17 protein-coding genes are annotated in these 16843 nt (G+C 74.2%); 11 read left to right on the plus strand and 6 right to left on the minus strand.

The annotated features are described in order from the left end of the window. The first annotated feature begins 6 nt into the window (after window positions 1–6). The 10 genes from ACZ4M5_RS24555 (at window position 7) to lgt (ending at window position 8329) form a co-directional block, all read left to right on the plus strand. Complete coding sequence (locus ACZ4M5_RS24555) at window positions 7–1488, plus strand: anthranilate synthase component I (protein WP_467739976.1); 1482 nt, start codon at window positions 7–9, stop codon at window positions 1486–1488. A 41-nt stretch (window positions 1489–1529) separates the two neighbouring features. After that, window positions 1530–2174, plus strand: coding sequence for a TIGR02234 family membrane protein (locus tag ACZ4M5_RS24560; protein WP_467739977.1), 645 nt, complete (start codon window positions 1530–1532; stop codon window positions 2172–2174). A gap of 110 nt (window positions 2175–2284) precedes the next feature. After that, window positions 2285–2536, plus strand: a complete 252-nt coding sequence (locus ACZ4M5_RS24565; protein WP_467739978.1) for an HGxxPAAW family protein — start codon at window positions 2285–2287, stop codon at window positions 2534–2536. An 83-nt stretch (window positions 2537–2619) separates the two neighbouring features. Further along, complete coding sequence (locus ACZ4M5_RS24570; protein ID WP_467739979.1) at window positions 2620–3054, plus strand: DUF2752 domain-containing protein; 435 nt, start codon at window positions 2620–2622, stop codon at window positions 3052–3054. 139 nt (window positions 3055–3193) lie between these two features. Then, window positions 3194–4003, plus strand: coding sequence for an indole-3-glycerol phosphate synthase TrpC (gene trpC / locus ACZ4M5_RS24575; protein ID WP_398111998.1), 810 nt, complete (start codon window positions 3194–3196; stop codon window positions 4001–4003). 21 nt (window positions 4004–4024) lie between these two features. Continuing rightward, window positions 4025–4192, plus strand: a complete 168-nt coding sequence (gene trpM / locus ACZ4M5_RS24580; protein ID WP_333931235.1) for a tryptophan biosynthesis modulator TrpM — start codon at window positions 4025–4027, stop codon at window positions 4190–4192. A 106-nt stretch (window positions 4193–4298) separates the two neighbouring features. Further along, window positions 4299–5582, plus strand: a complete 1284-nt coding sequence (gene trpB / locus ACZ4M5_RS24585; RefSeq protein WP_467739980.1) for a tryptophan synthase subunit beta — start codon at window positions 4299–4301, stop codon at window positions 5580–5582. Beyond that, window positions 5579–6397: a tryptophan synthase subunit alpha gene (trpA, locus tag ACZ4M5_RS24590; RefSeq protein ID WP_467739981.1), complete on the plus strand. Its 819-nt coding sequence runs from the start codon at window positions 5579–5581 to the stop codon at window positions 6395–6397. Before trpB ends, trpA begins: the two co-directional genes overlap by 4 nt. Before the next feature lie 86 nt (window positions 6398–6483). Beyond that, entirely contained in the window at window positions 6484–7260 is a 777-nt protein-coding gene (locus ACZ4M5_RS24595; protein WP_467739982.1) for a DsbA family protein, read from the plus strand. A gap of 85 nt (window positions 7261–7345) precedes the next feature. Continuing rightward, entirely contained in the window at window positions 7346–8329 is a 984-nt protein-coding gene (lgt, locus tag ACZ4M5_RS24600) for a prolipoprotein diacylglyceryl transferase (RefSeq protein ID WP_467739983.1), read from the plus strand. 290 nt (window positions 8330–8619) lie between these two features. Here the strand turns inward: lgt and ACZ4M5_RS24605 are convergent, their stop codons facing one another. The 6 genes from ACZ4M5_RS24605 to ACZ4M5_RS24630 are packed head-to-tail and all read right to left on the minus strand — an operon-like array spanning window position 8620 to window position 15543. Then, on the minus strand, window positions 8620–9459 hold the full coding sequence (locus ACZ4M5_RS24605; RefSeq protein ID WP_467739984.1) for an HpcH/HpaI aldolase/citrate lyase family protein: 840 nt from the start codon (window positions 9457–9459) through the stop codon (window positions 8620–8622). Beyond that, window positions 9456–10655, minus strand: a complete 1200-nt coding sequence (locus tag ACZ4M5_RS24610; protein ID WP_467739985.1) for a CaiB/BaiF CoA transferase family protein — start codon at window positions 10653–10655, stop codon at window positions 9456–9458. The genes ACZ4M5_RS24605 and ACZ4M5_RS24610 overlap by 4 nt, the downstream gene beginning before the upstream one ends. Next, window positions 10652–12013, minus strand: a complete 1362-nt coding sequence (locus ACZ4M5_RS24615) for an ADP-ribosylglycohydrolase family protein (RefSeq protein ID WP_467739986.1) — start codon at window positions 12011–12013, stop codon at window positions 10652–10654. The genes ACZ4M5_RS24610 and ACZ4M5_RS24615 overlap by 4 nt, the downstream gene beginning before the upstream one ends. After that, complete coding sequence (locus ACZ4M5_RS24620) at window positions 12001–13170, minus strand: ADP-ribosylglycohydrolase family protein (RefSeq protein WP_467739987.1); 1170 nt, start codon at window positions 13168–13170, stop codon at window positions 12001–12003. Before ACZ4M5_RS24620 ends, ACZ4M5_RS24615 begins: the two co-directional genes overlap by 13 nt. Window positions 13171–13177: 7 nt before the next feature. Further along, window positions 13178–14464, minus strand: coding sequence for an ADP-ribosylglycohydrolase family protein (locus ACZ4M5_RS24625; protein WP_467739988.1), 1287 nt, complete (start codon window positions 14462–14464; stop codon window positions 13178–13180). Continuing rightward, window positions 14461–15543: an ADP-ribosylglycohydrolase family protein gene (locus ACZ4M5_RS24630; RefSeq protein WP_467739989.1), complete on the minus strand. Its 1083-nt coding sequence runs from the start codon at window positions 15541–15543 to the stop codon at window positions 14461–14463. Before ACZ4M5_RS24630 ends, ACZ4M5_RS24625 begins: the two co-directional genes overlap by 4 nt. 211 nt (window positions 15544–15754) lie before the next feature. Here ACZ4M5_RS24630 and ACZ4M5_RS24635 point away from each other — a divergent pair, with 211 nt between their 5' ends. After that, a complete protein-coding gene (locus ACZ4M5_RS24635; RefSeq protein ID WP_467739990.1) occupies window positions 15755–16486 on the plus strand; it encodes a VIT1/CCC1 transporter family protein in 732 nt (243 codons plus the stop codon). The last annotated feature ends 357 nt before the right edge of the window (window positions 16487–16843 follow it).

Below are 16843 nucleotides of genomic sequence, written 5' to 3' on the forward strand. Positions count from 1 at the left end.
CTGGCCATGGACCTCGAGACGTTCCGCAAGCTCGCCACCGACCGGCGGGTCATCCCCGTCACCCGCAAGCTCCTCGCCGACGGCGACACCCCGGTGGCGCTCTACCGCAAGCTCGCCGCGGAGCGCCCCGGCACCTTCCTGCTGGAGTCGGCGGAGAACGGCCGCTCCTGGTCCCGGTACTCCTTCGTCGGCGTCCGCAGCGCCGCCACCCTGACCGAGCGCGACGGCGAGGCCCACTGGGTCGGCGCCCCGCCCGTCGGCGTCCCCACCGGCGGCGACCCGCTCGCCGCGCTGCGCGCGACCATCGAGGCCCTGCACACCCCCCACCAGGAGGGCCTGCCGCCCTTCACCGGCGGCATGGTCGGCTACCTCGGCTACGACATCGTCCGCCGCCTGGAGAAGATCGGCCCCGGCGAGCGCGACGACCTCCGGCTCCCCGAACTGACCATGCTCCTGACCAGCGACCTCGCCGTCATGGACCACTGGGAGGGGTCGGTGCTGCTGATCGCCAACGCGATCAACCACAACGACCTGGAGACGGGCGTCGACGAGGCCCACGCGGACGCGGTGGCCCGCCTCGACGCCATGCAGGCCGACCTGACCCGCCCGGTCGCCCAGCCCCCGGCCGTGCTCCCGCCCTCCGAACTGCCCGAGTACACCGCGCTGTGGGGCGGCCCCGACTACCAGGAGGCCGTCGAGGACATCAAGGAGCGCATCCGGGCCGGCGAGGCCTTCCAGGTCGTGCCCTCCCAGCGCTTCGAGACGCCCTGCACCGCGAGCGCCCTGGACGTCTACCGGGTGCTGCGGGCCACCAACCCCTCGCCGTACATGTACCTCTTCCGCTTCGACGGGTTCGACGTCGTCGGCTCCTCGCCCGAGGCCCTGGTCAAGGTCGAGGACGGCCGGGCCATGGTGCACCCCATCGCGGGCACCCGCCGGCGCGGTGCCACCCCGCAGGAGGACCAGTCCCTCGCCGAGGAACTGCTGGCCGACCCCAAGGAGCGCGCCGAGCACCTCATGCTCGTCGACCTGGGCCGCAACGACCTGGGCCGGGTCTGCGAGCCCGGCTCGGTCGAGGTCGTCGACTTCATGTCCGTCGAGCGCTACTCGCACGTGATGCACATCGTCTCCACGGTCACCGGCCGGGTGGCGCCCGGCCGCAGCGCCTTCGACGTCCTCACCGCCTGCTTCCCGGCCGGCACCCTCTCCGGCGCCCCGAAGCCCCGCGCGATGCAGATCATCGACGAACTCGAACCGTCCCGGCGCGGGCTGTACGGCGGCTGCGTCGGCTACCTCGACTTCGCCGGCGACTCCGACACCGCCATCGCCATCCGCACCGCCCTCCTGCGCGACGGCACCGCGTACGTGCAGGCCGGAGCGGGTGTCGTCGCCGACTCGGACCCCGTCGCCGAGGACACCGAGTGCCGCAACAAGGCGGCCGCGGTGCTGCGCGCCGTGCACACGGCCAACCGGCTGGGCGGGGCCTGAGACGAACCCCGGGTGACGTATCGCCCCGGGTTCAGGCGATAGTGGAGTACGTGACTGCCGTACCTCACCCCCGTTCCGAAGCCGCCGGACCCGCCCGGGCCGGCCGCCTGAGCCTCGCCGTCGCCCTGCTGGGCGGCGCGCTCGGCGCGGCCGTGGCCCTGCTCGCCACCCGGCAGCAGTGGTCGGAGGGCACCGCGACGGTGGCCGGCGGCGCGCTCCCCCTCACCGCCACGGGCAGCGACGTCACGGGCGTCCCCGCGGCGCTCGCCATAGTCGGCCTCGCCGCGCTCGTCGCCGTCTTCGCCGTGCGCCGCGCCGGCCGTCTCGTCGTGGCCGCGCTGCTCGCCCTGTCCGGAGCGGGCATCGTCGTCGCCGCCCTGTTCGGCGCCTCCGACTCCTCCGCGCTCGACGAGCAGGCCGCCCAGGCCACCGGCGACACCTCCGCCTCCGTCGGCGCCCTCAGCCACACCGCATGGCCGTACGTCGCGGCCGTCGGCGGCGTCCTCATCCTGCTCGCCGGGCTGCTCGCCCTGCGCTACGGCCGCCTGTGGCCGGGGATGTCCGGCCGCTACGAGCGCGGCGGCAGCAGGCCCCAGCCGCGCCGCGCGGCCCCGGCCGGCGACCCCGACCGGCCCGAGGACCTGTGGAAGGCACTGGACCGGGGCGAGGACCCGACCGGCGCCTGAGCCGCACGGGTGAGCGCGGGGCACACCCCCGGTGACCCGGCGGGCGCGCGTGCGGGACAATGTCCCCGAGCGTCCTGCTCAGACACGCACACAGCAACGAGGAGCAAGCAATGGCGGGCAGCAGCCACGGTCACACCCCGGCCGCCTGGACCGGTGTCATCATCGCCTTCATCGGTTTCTGCGTCGCGGGCGCCTTCATGGTGATGGACCAGCCGGCGGGCTTCTGGGCGGGCATCGCGGTCACCCTCCTCGGCGGTGTGGTCGGCGGCATCATGCGGATGATGGGCCTGGGCCAGCCGAAGGAGCACAACCAGCCGCACCAGATGACCGGCGACCGCGAGCCGGCGGGCGCCCAGGGCTGAGCCCGGCGCCCTCGGGCGTCCTCGCACGAGGGGCGGCCGGCACGCACGTGCCGCAGCCGCCCCTCGCGCGTGCGCGGGGCACAATGCCTGGTGTGAACACCGACCGCCGCCGGGTGACGACCGGCCTCCCGGGCCGCCTCGCGGTCCCCGCCGGGGTGCTCGCGGCCATCGCGGCCGCCTTCGCCTACGTCGGCGCGGTGGACCCCAACGAGCCCGGCCACTACCCGGCCTGCCCGCTGCTGCGCTACACGGGCCTGTACTGCCCCGGCTGCGGCGGTCTGCGCAGCGCCCACGCCTTCGTCCACGGCGACCTCCCCGCCGCCCTCCAGGACAACGCCCTGGCGGTCGCCGGCTACCTCGCCTGCGCGGTGCTCTGGACCGTCTGGGTGGTCCACGCCGTCCGCGGGCGCCCGCTGCGGATCGACCCTCCCGCCGGGCTGCTGTGGAGCCTCGGGGCATTGCTGCTGGTCTTCACGGTTGTCCGGAACCTGCCCTTCGGTGGCTGGCTCCATCCTTGATCAACTCCGGTATGTCCAGGTAGTGGGACCGGCGTCAACCGGATGTGAGGCCTACGCCCCGCTGCGGATACCATCGCAGTGACCATCGGTTTTCGATCGGTCGCTGGAACTGTCAAGAGTCTGGAAGGGGGCCGCTCGCGTGAGTGTGCTCGACGAGATCATCGACGGAGTCCGAGCCGACCTCGATGAGCGGCAGGCGCGCGTCAGCCTCGACGAGCTCAAGGAGCGCGCGGCGAAGGCTCCCGCCGCCAAGGACGGGGCGGCCGCACTGCGCGGCGACGGCGTCAAGGTCATCTGCGAGGTCAAGCGCTCCAGCCCCTCCAAGGGCGCCCTGGCCGCCATCGCCGACCCGGCGGGCCTCGCCGCGGACTACGAGGCGGGCGGCGCCGCCGTCATCTCCGTCCTCACCGAACAGCGCCGCTTCGGCGGGTCGCTGGCCGACCTGGAGGCCGTGCGCGCCCGGGTGGACATCCCGGTGCTGCGCAAGGACTTCATCGTCACCTCGTACCAGCTGTGGGAGGCCCGCGCCTACGGCGCCGACGTCGCCCTGCTGATCGTCGCCGCCCTCGACCAGCCGGCCCTGGAGTCCCTCATCGAGCGCGCCGAGTCCATCGGGCTCACCCCGCTCGTCGAGGTGCACGACGAGGACGAGGTGGACCGCGCCGTCGACGCGGGCGCCCGGGTGATCGGCGTCAACGCCCGCAACCTGAAGACCCTCGAGGTCGACCGCGGCACCTTCGAGCGCGTGGCCCCCGAGATCCCGGACCACATCGTCAAGATCGCCGAGTCCGGCGTGCGCGGCCCGCACGACCTCATCGCCTACGCCAACGCCGGCGCCGACGCGGTCCTGGTGGGCGAGTCCCTCGTCACCGGCAAGGACCCGAGGACGGCGGTGTCCGACCTGGTGGCCGCCGGTGAACACCCCGCTCTCCGGCACGGCCGGAGCTGACCTGCCGCTAGGCTTGCCCCGATGACGACCACCCTGACGACCGTGGACCGGTACGCCCGCCTCGCGCGCGGCTGCCGCCCCCGCGGCTGCCGTGCGCCCGCCCGCCGGGTCCACGGCCGCCGCGTCCGGTACGTCATCGGTGACGAGCCGGGCCAGGTCAACGGCATGCGATGGCAGCGCGCCCGTTAGGGGCGCGGGGAACCGCGCGATCAGCCACATACGGCCCGCGGTCAACGAAACAGCCCTGCCCCCACGGCGATCAGTGATCCACCCACACTCACCGTGAGGTATCCGCATGCCCAGCCAGTTCTTCATCCCCGACCCCGAGGGTCAATCGCCCGACCCCGAAGGCTACTTCGGGGCCTTCGGCGGCAAGTTCATCCCCGAGGCCCTCGTCGCCGCCGTCGACGAGGTGGCCGTCGAGTACGACAAGGCCAAGCACGACCCGGAGTTCGCCAAGGAGCTCGACGGCCTCCTGGCCGACTACACCGGCCGCCCTTCCGCCCTCACGGAGGTGCCCCGCTTCGCCGAGCACGCCGGCGGCGCCCGCGTCTTCCTCAAGCGCGAGGACCTGAACCACACCGGCTCGCACAAGATCAACAACGTGCTCGGCCAGGCCCTGCTCACCAAGCGCATGGGCAAGACCCGGGTCATCGCCGAGACCGGCGCCGGCCAGCACGGTGTCGCGACCGCCACCGCCTGCGCCCTGTTCGGCCTCGACTGCACGATCTACATGGGCGAGATCGACACGCAGCGCCAGGCCCTCAACGTCGCCCGCATGCGCATGCTCGGCGCCGAGGTCATCGCCGTGAAGTCCGGCAGCCGCACCCTCAAGGACGCCATCAACGAGGCCTTCCGGGACTGGGTCGCCAACGTCGACCGCACCCACTACCTCTTCGGCACGGTCGCCGGACCGCACCCCTTCCCGGCCATGGTCCGCGACTTCCACCGCGTCATCGGCGTCGAGGCCCGCCGCCAGCTCCTGGAGCGCGCCGGGCGCCTGCCCGACGCCGCGATCGCCTGCGTCGGCGGCGGCTCCAACGCCATCGGCCTGTTCCACGCCTTCATCCCCGACGAGAGCGTCCGCCTGATCGGCTGCGAACCGGCCGGGCACGGGGTCGAGACCGGCGAGCACGCGGCGACCCTCACCGCGGGCGAGCCGGGCATCCTGCACGGCTCCCGGTCCTACGTCCTGCAGGACGAGGAGGGCCAGATCACCGAGCCCTACTCGATCTCGGCCGGCCTGGACTACCCGGGCATCGGCCCCGAGCACTCCCACCTGAAGGACTCCGGCCGCGGCGAGTACCGCGCGGTCACCGACGACGCGGCCATGCAGGCCCTGCGCCTGCTGTCCCGCACCGAGGGCATCATCCCCGCCATCGAGAGCGCCCACGCCCTGGCCGGCGCCCTCGACGTCGGCCGGGAACTCGGCGAGGACGGGCTGATCGTGGTCAACCTCTCCGGGCGCGGCGACAAGGACATGGACACCGCCGCGCGCTACTTCGGCCTGTACGACACCGACGCCCAGGTCGCCGAGGACGCCTCCGGCACCGCCGAGATCGAGGGGGACGCCAAGTGAGCGGGAACATCCGGCTGTTGAGCGACACCCTGGCCGCGGCCCGGTCCGAGGGGCGCTCGGCGCTCATCGCCTACCTCCCGGCCGGCTTCCCGACCGTGGACGGCGGCATCGACGCGATCAAGGCCGTCATCGACGGCGGCGCCGACGTCGTCGAGGTGGGCCTGCCGCACAGCGACCCCGTCCTCGACGGCCCCGTCATCCAGACCGCCGACGACATCGCCCTGCGCGGCGGCGTCCGGATCGCCGACGTGATGCGCACCGTCCGCGAGGCCCACGCGGCCACCGGCAAGCCCATCCTCGTCATGACGTACTGGAACCCCATCGACCGCTACGGCGTGGAGCGGTTCACGGCCGAGCTGGCCGAGGCGGGCGGCGCCGGGTGCATCCTGCCCGACCTGCCCGTGCAGGAGTCGGCGCTGTGGAGGGAGCACGCGGAGAAGCACGGCCTCGCCACCGTCTTCGTCGTCGCCCCCAGCAGCAAGGACGAGCGGCTCGCGCAGATCACCGCGGCGGGCAGCGGCTTCGTCTACGCCGCCTCCCTCATGGGCGTCACCGGCACCCGCGCCAGCGTCAGCAACCAGGCCCACGACCTGGTGGAGCGCACCCGGGCCACCGGGACGGACCTGCCGGTCTGCGTCGGCCTGGGCGTGTCCACCCCCGCCCAGGCCGCCGAGGTCGCGGGCTTCGCCGACGGCGTGATCGTCGGCTCGGCCTTCGTCAAGGCCATGCTCGACGCGCCCGACGAGGCAGCCGGGGTCGAGGCCGTGCGCGCGCTCGCCGGTGACCTCGCCCAGGGCGTGCGCGGACAGGCGTAACCACGCCGGAAGTCATACAGGTCCCTCGTACGGGTGGACCTGGGGCCGGGGAGGCGCGGTGCGTCTCCCCGGTTCGTTTCCGGGGTGTGAGCGAGAAGAACCCTGAGGGAAAGCGCACCGCCCGTGAGCGGCTGGCGGTCGAGCGCGAGAAGCAGAAGTCCGCGGACAAGCGCAGGCGCGCGCTGATCGTGGGCGGTGCCGTCGTCGGCGTCCTGGCACTCGCGGCGGTGATCGGCGTCGTCGCCGCCAACGCCGGGAAGGACGAGGGCGACGAGGCCTCGGGCCCGGTCGTTGCGCCCTCGGGAGCGCAGGGCAAGGACAGCCTGGCCATCCCGGTCGGCAAGGACGGCGCCAAGTCCACGCTCACGGTGTGGGAGGACTTCCGCTGCCCCGCCTGCAAGTCCTTCGAGACGGTCTACCGGCCGGTGATCCACGAGCTGACCGAGGCCGGCCAGCTCAAGGTCGAGTACCACCTGGTCACCCTCATCGACGGCAACATGCGCGGCAGCGGCTCGCGCAACGCGGCCAACGCGGCGGCCTGCGCCCAGGACGCCGGGAAGTTCCCGGCGTACCACGACGTGCTCTTCGACAACCAGCCGCAGGAGGTCGACGACGCCTACGCGGACAACGGCAGGCTGATCGAGCTGGCCGGCAAGGTGGACGGCCTCGACACGCCCGCCTTCCGCAAGTGTGTCGAGGACGGCACGCACAACACCTGGGTCGCCAAGTCCCACCAGGCGTTCGACAAGGGCGGCTTCTCCGGCACGCCGACCGTGCTGTTCGACGGCAAGAACATCTACCAGGACCGGACGATGACCCCGGCCAAGCTCAAGCAGATGGTGCAGAAGGCGAACCAGGGATAACGGCAGGTTCACCCGCCCCTGTTATGGACCCGTAGCCGGGCCGCCCGCCCCGGGCCCGGTCCGGCACGGTAGCGTCGACCTTGCCATGGAACTTGCCTTCATTCCCAGCCCGTCGCGCGGGGTGCTGTACCTCGGCCCCGTTCCGCTGCGCGGCTACGCGTTCTGCATCATCATCGGCGTCTTCATCGCCGTCTGGCTCGGCAACAGGCGGTGGATCGCCCGGGGCGGGCGGGCCGGCACGGTGGCCGACATCGCTGTCTGGGCCGTGCCCTTCGGCCTGGTCGGCGGCCGCCTCTACCACGTGATCACGGACTACGAGCTGTACTTCAGCGAGGGCCGTGACTGGGTGGACGCCTTCAAGATCTGGGAGGGCGGCCTCGGCATCTGGGGCGCGATCGCGCTGGGCGCGCTCGGTGCCTGGATCGGCTGCCGCCGTCGTGGCATCCCCATGCCTGCCTACGCCGACGCCGTCGCGCCCGGGATCGCCCTCGCGCAGGCCGTCGGCCGCTGGGGCAACTGGTTCAACCAGGAGCTGTACGGCAAGCCCACCGATCTGCCGTGGGCCCTGGAGATCACCTCCTCCTCCGACGGGCGGGTGCCGGGCACCTACCATCCGACGTTCCTGTACGAGTCGCTGTGGTGCGTCGGCGTGGCCGTGCTGGTCATCTGGGCCGACCGCCGCTTCCGGCTGGGCCACGGCCGGGCGTTCGCCCTGTACGTCGCCGCGTACTGCTCGGGCCGCGCCTGGATCGAGTACATGCGGGTCGACGACGCGCACCACATCCTGGGCCTGCGGCTCAACGTGTGGACCGCGATCCTCGTGTTCCTGCTCGCGGTGACGTACTTCGTGGTGTCGGCGAAGAAGCGGCCCGGCCGGGAGGACGTCGTGGAGCCGGGGGCGACAGCCCCGGCGGACGAGGCCGGCGCCGACGCCGGAGCCGACGGTGAGGGGAAGACCGAGGCCGCGGACGAGGGCGGCGAGCCCGCCCGGAAGACCACCGGCGAGCCGGCCGACGCGGCGGACAAGGACGAGGCCCGGGACGAGGCGGGGTCGGGCAAGAAGACCTGACCGACTTCTCCGTAGACGGCATCGAGGGCGCCCCGGGACGAACCGGGGCGCCCTCGATGCGTCTCACCGGCGACACGCGGCGAGTCGCAGGCGGCGGTGGCGGACGAGGGGCTCATGGGCGGCGGGCCCGGGGCTCTCGCCGGAGCCGGCCGGAGGCGGTGGGCGGCGGTGCGGCGGGGTTCTTGCTCGCGGCGCGGCCGGTGGTCTCTCGGGGTGGCTGGTCGGAGGCCGGGGGCGGGGGAGCGACGGGGTCTCGCGGGTGGTGAGGGCGGTGGGTCTCGCCCGGGTCCTTACCCGTGGCGCGTGCGGGGGTGGGTGCCGTGGCGGTGGGTCAGGGAGAGGGTTCGCCGGGCTGCCGTCACCATCGCCGCGTCGATGAAGCGGCCGTCGGGGAGCGCCTGGGCGCCCGGTTCGGACGCCGCCGCCTTCAGGACCGACTCGGCCCGTTCGATCTCCTCCTCGGTGGGCAGGTAGGCGCGCTCGATCACCGGGAGCTGGCGGGGGTGGATCGCGGCCCGGCCGAGGAAGCCCAGGGCGCGGCCGTGGGCACAGGAGGCGGCCAGTCCCGGCAGGTCGCGGATGTCGGGGTGGACCGACTGGGCCGGTGGCGGCAGCCCCGCGGCACGGGCGGCCACGACCACCCGTGAACGCGACCAGTCCAGGCCCCGGTCGTCGCGCACGCCGAGGTCGGCCCGCAGGTCGGCCTCCCCGAGGGAGATGCCGCGCAGCCCCGGGTGGGCGGTGGCGATGACGTACGCCCGTTCCACGGCGAGGGCCGACTCCACCAGGGCGTGCAGACCGGTCGTGACCCGGTTCGCGACCCGGACGATCTCCGCGGGCGAGGTCACCTTCGGCAGGCGCAGCCCGGACAGGCCGGGCGCCCGCCCGAGGGTGGTGACGTCCTCCTCGCCCCAGACGCTGGCCAGGGCGTTGACGCGGACGTGGACCGGCACCGGCGGCGCCTCGGCGAGGAACTCGGCGGTGGCGGCCCGCGCGTACGCCTTGCGGTCGGGGGCGACCGCGTCCTCCAGGTCGATCACCACCGCGTCGGCGCCGTGGGTGAGGGCCTTCGCCACCACGTGCGGCCGGTCGCCCGGGGCGTAGAGCCAGGTGAGGGGGTGCCCCGTCACAGGGCGCCCTCGGTACGCAGCGCGGTGAGGTCGGCCGGGGTCAGGCCCAGTTCGGTGAGGACCTCGTCCGTGTCGGCGCCGTGCGGCCGGCCGGCCCAGCGGATCGCGCCGGGCGTGGCGGACAGGCGGAAGAGGACGTTCTGCATGCGCAGCGGACCCAGCTCCGGGTCGTCGACGGTGGTGACGGTGTCCAGGGCCTGGTACTGCGGGTCCGCCAGCACGTCCCGGATGTCGTAGATCGGGGCCGCCGCCGCCTCGGCCTTCTCGAAGGCGGCCAGCACGTCGGTGCGGGTGCGCCCGGCGATCCAGGAGCCGACGGCCTCGTCCAGGACGTCGGCGTGCCGGGCCCGCTCGGCGCCGGTCGCGAACCAGGGCTCGTCGATCAGTTCCGGGCGGCCGACCAGGTGCATCACGCGCTCGGCGACCGACTGCGCCGAGGTGGAGACCGCGACCCAGGAGCCGTCCGCCGTGCGGTACACACCGCGTGGCGCGTTGTTGGGGGAGCGGTTGCCGGTGCGCGGCTGGACGTGGCCGAGCTGGTCGAACCAGAGGGGCTGCGGGCCGAGGGCGGCCAGGATCGGCTCGATCAGGGCCATGTCCACGACCTGGCCCTCGCCGGTCCGCTCGCGCGCCGCGAGGGCCGTCATCACGGCGTACGCCGTCGTCAGCCCCGCGATGGCGTCGGCCAGGCCGAACGGGGGCAGGGTCGGGGGCGCGTCCGGTTCGCCGGTGATCGCGGCGAAGCCGCTCATGGCCTCGGCGAGGGTGCCGAAGCCGGGCCGGTGCGCGTAGGGGCCGAACTGGCCGAAGCCGGTGACGCGGGCCAGGACCAGCCGGGGATTGGCGGCCGACAGCTCCGGCCAGCCCAGGTCCCACTTCTCCAGGGTGCCGGGGCGGAAGTTCTCGACGATCACGTCGGCGGTGGCGGCCAGGCGCAGCAGCGTCGCGCGTCCGCCGGGCTTGGACAGGTCCAGGGTGATGGTGCGCTTGTTACGGCCGAGCGTCTTCCACCACAGGCCGACGCCGTCCTTGGACGGGCCGTGGCCGCGTGAGGGGTCCGGCTTCGAGGGGTGCTCGACCTTGACGACGTCCGCGCCGAAGTCGCCGAGCAGGGTGGCGGCCATCGGGCCGGCGAAGAGGGTGGCGAGGTCGAGGACGCGCAGACCGGACAGGGGAGTGGGCTGGGGCACGGTCATGGGCGGTGCATCTCCCGGTGCGTGAGGCGGGCGAGCGTGTCGAAGCCGATGCCGTCGAAGTCGCCCACCGACGTGGCCAGTCGGTTCTTCAGGGGGGCCGTCCAGTGGTCCGGCAGCGCCGCGGGGTGCCCGGCCAGCAGTCCCGCGAGGCTCCCGGCCGTGGCGCCGTTGGAGTCGGTGTCCCAGCCGCCGCCGACCGCGCGGCTGATGGAGCCGCCGAAGTCGCCGTCGGCGTGGGTGAGGGCGGCGGCGATCAGGGCGGTGTTGGGAACGGCGTGCACCCAGTGGTGACGGGCGGCGTGGACGGCGTGGAGTTCGTCGACGACCGTGTCGAAGTCCTCGTGCCGGCCGGCCAGTTGCACGGCGTGCCGGACGGCCGCGGCGAGGCGGGAGCGCGGGGGGACGACGGTGAGGCCGGCGTGCAGGCAGGCGTGCACGTCGTGGTCGCCGGTCGCGGCCGCCGCGATCGCGGCGGCGGTGAACATCGCCGCGTAGACACCGTTGCCGGTGTGGGTCAACGCGGCGTCCCGGTAGGCCTGTTCGGCGGCGGCGGCCGGGTCGCCGGGGTGGGTCCAGCCGTGGACGTCCGCCCGGATCAGGGCGCCGATCCACTCGCGGAACGGGTTGCGGTGGCGGGCGGTGTGCGGGGGTTCCAGGCCGCAGAGGAGATTGCGGTAGGCGACGCGCTCGGCGGTGAAGGTGCGGCCCGCGGGGAGTTCGTCGAGCCAGGTGCGGGCCACGTCGGCGGTGGTGAAGTCCGTGCCGTGGCGCCGGAGGAGGATCAGGTTCAGCAGCGGGTAGTTGAGGTCGTCGTCCTCGGGTGTGCCGTCGATGTTCTCGGCGAGGGAGGTGGCGGCCGAGCGGCGGTTCCAGGGGTGTTCCCGCAGCAGGCCGGCCGGGACGCCGCGGGCGGTGAAGTAGCCGGCGAGGGGCCAGTTTCCGGTGGTGCGGGCGAGCCGGCGGACGGCGTCCAGGGGCAGCTTCTCGACCGGTTTGCCCAGCACGCAGCCGGCGGCCCGGCCGAGCCAGGCGGCCTCCAGACGGTCGGGCGTGGTGGTGAGGAGGCCTGCCGGAGCGGGCCAGTCGGGGCAGGCGGCCCTGATCGCCTCCAGGCCGGCCGGCTCGTCGTCCGCCGACGCGCTGGGCAGGTCGGCCAGTTCGTCCAGGAGGTCCTCCGCCAGGCCGCGCAGGTAGCGGGAGACCGGGGTGGGGGACGCCCCGGCCGTGAGGGGGGCCTCGGGGCCGCCCGCCGCCCGCCAGCGGGCCGCGATCCGCGACGGCTCGCGTCCGTCCTGTGCCGCCTGGCGCAGCTCGTGGCCGATCAGATCCTCCGGCTGGACCCAGGTCAGTCGGAGCATTCCCGGCCTCCGAGCACGGCGAAGTCCCGCTCGTGGGCGCGGCGGCGGGCCACGTCCTTGGCGAAGATCTCGCGGGTCACGGCCGCGAGCGTCGCCGCGGGTTCCCACAGGTCCAGACGGCTGGCCTCCGCCACGGTCTTCGCCCATTCCTCGGGCACCGGCGACCCGAGGGCGCCGGCCAGGGCGCCCGCCATGGTGGCGATCGAGTCGCAGTCGCGCCCGTAGTTCACGGCGCCCAGGACCGCGTGGCGGTAGTCGCCGCGCGCCACGAGCAACATGCCCAGGGCCACCGGGAGTTCCTCGATGGCGTGCAGCCGGGACGGGCGGCGGGCGCCGAGGGAGGGAGCCCGGTAGTCGGGGCCCACGGTGTCGTACGGGGTGACCGCCTCGCGCAGCGGGGTGAGGGCCGACTCGAAGTCGGTGTGGCGCGCGGCCTCCTCGCAGACCCGCTCGATCGCCGCTCGGGTCCCGTCCTTCGCCAGGGCCAGGCACGCCGAGACGACCGAGTCCGCGCTCGCCCCGGGAGCACAGGCCGCCGCCACCGCCGCCGCCAGCACGCCCGCCGCCTCACGGCCGTACGACGACTGGTGCGCGCCCGCGATGTCCAGGGCCTCGGCGTACGCCGCCCGCGGGTCGGCCGCGTTGACCAGGCCCACCGGGGCGGCGTACATGGCCGCGCCGCAGTTGACGATGTTGCCGGTGCCGGCCTCGCGCGGGTCGGCGTGGCCGTAGTGGATGCGGGTGACCAGCCACTTCTCGGCGAGGAAGAGGCGCTGCAGGGGGAGCGCCTCGGTCTCCAGCTCGGGGATCCAGCGGGGTTCGGTCATCAGGTCGGGGACCAGGTGGTCGGCGATCGCGTAGGCGTCGAGGTGGTCGCGGACCCGGGCGTAGACGCGGATCAGGGCGTGCGTCATCAAGGTGTCGTCGGTGACGTGGCCGTCGCCCTTGTGGTACGGCGCCAGGGGGCGGGCGGTGCGCCAGTCGTCGCCGTGCCAGGGGCCGACGACGCCGTGGACGCGGCCGCCGTGGCGTTCCAGGATCTGCTCGGGGCTGTAGCCCTCGACGGGGCCGCCGAGGGCGTCGCCGACGGCCGCGCCGACGAGGGCGCCGGTGATCCGCTCGTCCAGTGAGGCGTTTTGGTGTGATTCGGGCTGCATGGGCGCATCATCCTCCCGGTCGGGCCGGTTGCGCGGCTTCCAGCAGCCCGGCGAGTTCCACGAGGTCGGTGCCGGTGAGGCGGGGCAGGACGCAGCCGGAGAGGGTGCGGCAGGTCTCCCGCCAGGGCGCCGGGATCGACGCGCCGCCGCCCAGGGCCCCGGTGAGGGCTCCGGCCAGGGCCGGGGCGGAGTCCGCGACGCGGGACAGGCACGCCGCGGCCGGGACGGCCTCGGCGATGCGGCCGCGGGCGGCGGTGGCGAGGGCGAGGGCCACGGGTACGGTCTCGGCGGCGGCGATGCCGTAGCTGTAGACGTGGTCGACGATCTGGTGCTCCAGGGACGGGACCAGGGCGAAGGTGCTCTCCGCCGCGGCGACCAGGTGCAGGGCGTGCCGGGCGTTGCGGCCGATCTCCGTGGATCCGGGCAGTTCGTCCAGGGCCGCCGCGACACAGGCGCCGACGTCCGCGCCGGCCAGGGCGAGGGAGAGGGCCGCCGCCATCGCGCGGGCGCCGTGCACCCCGTCGCCGTCCTGGGTGTAGCGGGCGTCGAACTCGGCCAGGGCGGCGGCGCTCGCGGGGTCGCCGGGGTGGGCCGCGGCCAGCACGCAGGCGCGCACGCAGGCGGCGTCGTCGAAGTAGTGCGGGTTGTCGTGGCCGGTGGCGGGCGGGCGCAGGCCGGTGGCGAGGTTGCCGAGGCCGGCGCGGACGGAGATGCGGGCCCGCAGGGGCAGGACGGCGGACTCGATCTCCGGGGCGCGGTCCGCCGCGGCGGCGACCTCCCCGGCGACGGCGTTCCAGGTGAGGTCGATCGCGGCGCGGATACGGCGGTCCCGGCCGAGGTCGTCCAGGACGGTGTCCTCGCCGGCGCTCAGCAGGGCCTCGGCGGCGAAGGCCGCCCACTCGGCGTCGTCGGAGGGGCCGAGGCACAACGGCTCCGGGGGCTGGTTCAGGGCGATGGGGACGGGCAGGGTGGTCGTGGCGTTCTGCTCGGCGAAGGTGTCCAGTTCGCGGGTCAGGCGGCGGGTCCAGTCGGGCATGCGGGCGGCTCGGTGCCGGGCCGCGGGCCAGCCGGCGGCGTCGCCGGCGGCGAGACCCAGCAGGAGCCCTTCGGTCCGGCTCCCGGCCCCGGCTCCGCCGTCGGCCCCTTCCTCTCCCACCCACGCACTGCCCGTGACGGTCACCCGGGGGGTCCTGGTCTCCCGCGGTGCGTGCGCGCCGTCGGCGGGCGGCGGGTCGGGTGGCGTGGCGGCTGCCTGCCGGGCACCACCGCGCTGGGTCAGCTGGTCCGCGGTCATACGGAGCCCTCCGTTTCGGTCCCCGCCGGGACGACGTCCGCCGGAACCGGCTCGGGAACCGGTGGGGAGGGTTCCGGGGACGCGGACGGTGACGTCAGAAGATCCGCCACGTCCAGGACGTGGTAGCCGGCCATCGCCGGGAGGCATCGGCCGCGCACCGGGCCGATGGGCGCCGCCCACGCGGCCGGGATCGCCGACACGCCCTGCGTCGCCCCGGCCAGTGCGCCCGCCACCGCCGCCGTCGTGTCCGCGTCGCGGCCCATGTTGACCGCGGTCAGGACGGACTGCTGGAAGTCGCCGTCGGCCGCCGCGTACGCGCCGAAGGCGAGCGCGACCGCCTCGGGGGCGAGATCGGTCCAGGGATAGCCGCCGATGACGACCGCGGAGCGCACGGCGCGTTCGCCGCGGTGGGCGGCCGTGACGGCCCGGCGCAGGCAGCGCGCGGTCCACGAGTCGTCGGGGACGACCGCGAGGGCCGCGGCCACCACCGCGATCACCTGTGCGCCCGCCATGGCCGCCGCGACGCCCGCCGCCACCGCCCGGCCCCCGTAGATGCCCTCGCCGTCGTGGCTCACCGAGCCGTCGATCGCGACCAGCCGGGCCGCCTCGGCCGGGCGGCCCGCGGCGAAGACGCCGAAGGGGGCCGCACGCATGGCCAGGCCGTCGCTCCAGGCGTGCCGGTGCTGGGCGGAGATGGGTGCGGCCAGGCCCCGGCGCAGGTTCTCCAGCGTGCCGCGTTCGCTGAAGCCGGCGCCCCGGAACGGGCCCTCGTCGCGGTCGGCGATCAGTTCGTGCCAGGCCGTCTCCACATGGGCCGGGGTGAGCGCGGAGCCGTGCCGGGCCAGCAGGAGGCCGGAGAAGATCGCGTACTCGGTGTCGTCCGTGCCCGCCGGGTTCTCGGTCACGTACCCGGTGACGCGGCCCCAGCGCGCCCGGATCTCGGAGGGCTTCATGTTCTCCGCGGGCGCCCCGAGCGCGTCGCCGACGGCCAGGCCCAGCAGGGCGCCCCGGGCCCGGGCGCGCAGCCCGGTGGCGTCCTGGGGGTCCGGGGCGGAGGGTGTGCCGGCGGTCGATGCCATGGGGCATGTGTCCCACCGGCGCGCGTGACGCGAGCACCGGGGGCCCCAGCATCACCCGGTCGATGCCGGGAAGGAGAATGGGCGCAGGGCTCGACGAAGGGTAAAACCGCAGGTTAGCCCAGCCTTTCCTTGCTGGCGGGGGCGGAATTCCAGGCGTACTTTAGGGGTTGTACAAATCTGGAACCAGTCCAGACAGGGGAGCGGATCTTTCATGGCGATCATCGAGACCGAGGCGGCGCTGCACGAGGCGCACCGGGACAACCACACGCACCGGGACGTCAACGGCGGCTGGCTGCGTCCCGCGGTGTTCGGCGCCATGGACGGCCTCGTCTCCAACCTGGCCCTGATGACCGGTGTCGCCGGCGGGGCGGCCGGTCAGCACACCGTCGTCCTCAGCGGACTCGCGGGCCTGGCGGCCGGCGCCTTCTCCATGGCTGCCGGCGAGTACACCTCCGTGGCCTCCCAGCGCGAGCTGGTCGAGGCCGAGCTGGACGTGGAGCGGCGCGAGCTGAAGAAGCACCCGAAGGACGAGGAGGCCGAGCTGGCCGCCCTCTACGAGGCCCGGGGCGTCGAGCCGGAGCTGGCCAGGGAAGTCGCCCGGCAGTTGTCGAAGGACCCCGAGCAGGCACTGGAGATCCACGCCCGGGAGGAGCTGGGCATCGACCCCGGCGACCTGCCCTCGCCCACCGTGGCCGCGGTGTCGAGCTTCGGCTCCTTCGCGCTGGGCGCCCTCGTCCCGGTGCTGCCGTATCTGCTGGGCGCGAGCACGCTCTGGCCGGCCGTGCTGCTCGCGCTGCTCGGGCTCTTCCTGTGCGGCGCGGTCGTGGCCAAGGTGACGACGCGGACCTGGTGGTACAGCGGCCTGCGGCAGTTGCTGCTGGGCGGTGCCGCGGCCGGTGTGACGTACGCCCTGGGCACCCTGTTCGGAACGGCCGTAGGATAGCGCGGCTCGGACTTATGCAAAGGGCCGCATAGATTTTCGTTACTCGCTGGTTTCGGGGGCGTGGCGGCCGGGCATGAGCCGTAAGCGCTGCGGGCAATGACGCCCGTCGCGCACTCGACGGGGTGGGCGACGGCGCCCGCTCCGCCCCCGGGCCGAGGCAGGCCGATCCGACCGATCGTTGCCTTTGGTCTCCCACAGCCTCCACCACCGGTTCGGTGACCCGTCCGCATGACCGTGGTGTCCGCATGATGGAACGGATTATCCCGCTTCCCGAGAACCGATCCATCATGTAACCTGCACGAAATTTTGCGATCACGCGAGGGCCAACGTCGTCCCTCGGCACCTGCACATGCCACC

Source organism: Streptomyces sp. NPDC026246, from assembly GCF_055567995.1.